Raw genomic sequence first — 1,539 nt, 5'->3', positions numbered from 1 at the left:
AGGGGGTCAGCGCGCTCGCCTGGCTGCCTCTGTCGTCTCCGGAGGCGGCGGTAACGGAAGTGGAGCGGATCGCCGCCGACGACACGGTCGCCGGCGTCGTGGTGGGCACGTCGCTCGGCGCGGCCGTGGCGGATCCGTCGCTCGCGGCCGTATGGTCGGCGCTCGCCGACGCCGAGCTCGGGGTGTTCCTGCACCCCGACTCGGACCCGTTCGACCCCTGTCACCGGCCGCTGCCGAACCCGTCGACGGTCGGCTTCCCCACCGCGACCACCGCCGTCGCGCTCGCCCTGCTCACCAGGGCCGAGGACTTCTGGCGCGCCGGGCTCAACCTGTGCCTGCCGCACGGCGGCGGCTTCCTGGCCGCGGCGCTCGGACGGGTCCTGCGCGCCGATCCCGAAACGGCAGCGCTCGTTCGTGATCGGCTCGACCGGGTCTGGGTCGACAGCGTCGTCTTCGGCGACGGCCTGTTGGAGCTGGCCGTCGCCACCTTCGGGCCGGACCGGACCCTGTCCGGATCCGACTGGCCGTTCCCGTTGTCCTTGACGGCCGAGGACCTCATCGCACAGCGGACGGATGTGCTGCGCGTGGCCGGCTCGCCCGCCGCGTGGTGCCCCCGGCTCGCTCGACCAGCATCAGGAGTATCGGCATGACCGCACCAGTGATCGAAACCACTGACGGGCCGATGCCCACCCTCATCGGCCGTCCCTCGACGCCCCCACGAGGCGCGGTCATCGTCATCCAGGAAGCGTTCGGCCTGACCGGTCACATCCAGTCGGTGTGCGACCGGCTGGCGGAGGCAGGCTGGCTCGCGCTGGCGCCCGGCATCTACCACCGCGACGGCAACGTCACCTTCGACTACGCCGACCTTCCGCCCGCCCTGGAGGTGATGAACCGGCTGAACCCGAGCGGGTTGAGCACCGACCTCGAGGCGACCTACGGACACCTCGAGTCCGAGGGGTTCACGGCGGAGCGGATCGGCATCGTCGGATTCTGCATGGGCGGCGCGATCTCGATGTGGGCGGGCACGGGCGACCGTGTCGCCGCCGTCGTGACGTGGTACGGGGGCGGGGTCGCGAAGGGGCGCTTCGGTCTGCCGCCGCTCATCGACCTGGCGCCTTCGCTGAACCGCCCGTGGCTCGGCCTCTACGGGGACCTCGACCACTCGATCGACCCGGCGGACGTCACCCGCCTCGGGGAGTCGGTCAACTCGGCCCCCGTCACGACCGAGCTCATCCGCTATCCCGACGCGGGCCACGGCTTCAACTGCGACGACCGGGCCGACCATTACCAGCCGAGGGCGGCCGCCGACGCGTGGACGCGCATGCTGGCGTGGTTCGAACGGTACGTCGGCAAGGAGACGTCGTGATCGCGGAGCTTCCCCACGCGACCGGCGTGACCCAGGTGCCCTTGGCGCCCGGGGTGTTCGCCTATCTCGGCGAGCACGGAATGCCCAACGCCGTCACCGTCGAGGGTCGCGACGGCGTGGTCGTCATCGATTCGCTGTTCACGCCCCGGCACGCCGCCCAGATGATCGAGGCG

General features: G+C 71.6%; 2 protein-coding genes. Both read left to right on the top strand.

Annotated elements, in window-relative coordinates; genetic code table 11:
* Nucleotides 1-650, top strand: a 650-nt coding sequence (locus HKK72_RS39145; protein ID WP_187239413.1) for an amidohydrolase family protein, incomplete at its 5' end; no start/stop codon positions are given.
* Nucleotides 647-1,366, top strand: coding sequence for a dienelactone hydrolase family protein (locus HKK72_RS39140; protein ID WP_187239412.1), 720 nt, complete (start codon nucleotides 647-649; stop codon nucleotides 1,364-1,366). The genes HKK72_RS39145 and HKK72_RS39140, both read left to right, overlap by 4 nt.
* Nucleotides 1,367-1,539 lie beyond the last annotated feature (173 nt).

The organism is Actinomadura sp. HBU206391, from assembly GCF_014323665.1.
GTDB lineage: Bacteria > Actinomycetota > Actinomycetes > Streptosporangiales > Streptosporangiaceae > Actinomadura_C.
Note: the sequence above shows the minus strand (reverse complement) of the source record. Positions and strands in the feature narration are given on the sequence as shown.

Coding starts and splice junctions, on each gene's coding strand:
- HKK72_RS39140 (WP_187239412.1), top strand. CDS start 647: ATGACCGCACCAGTGATCGAAACCACTGACGGGCCGATGCCCACCCTC.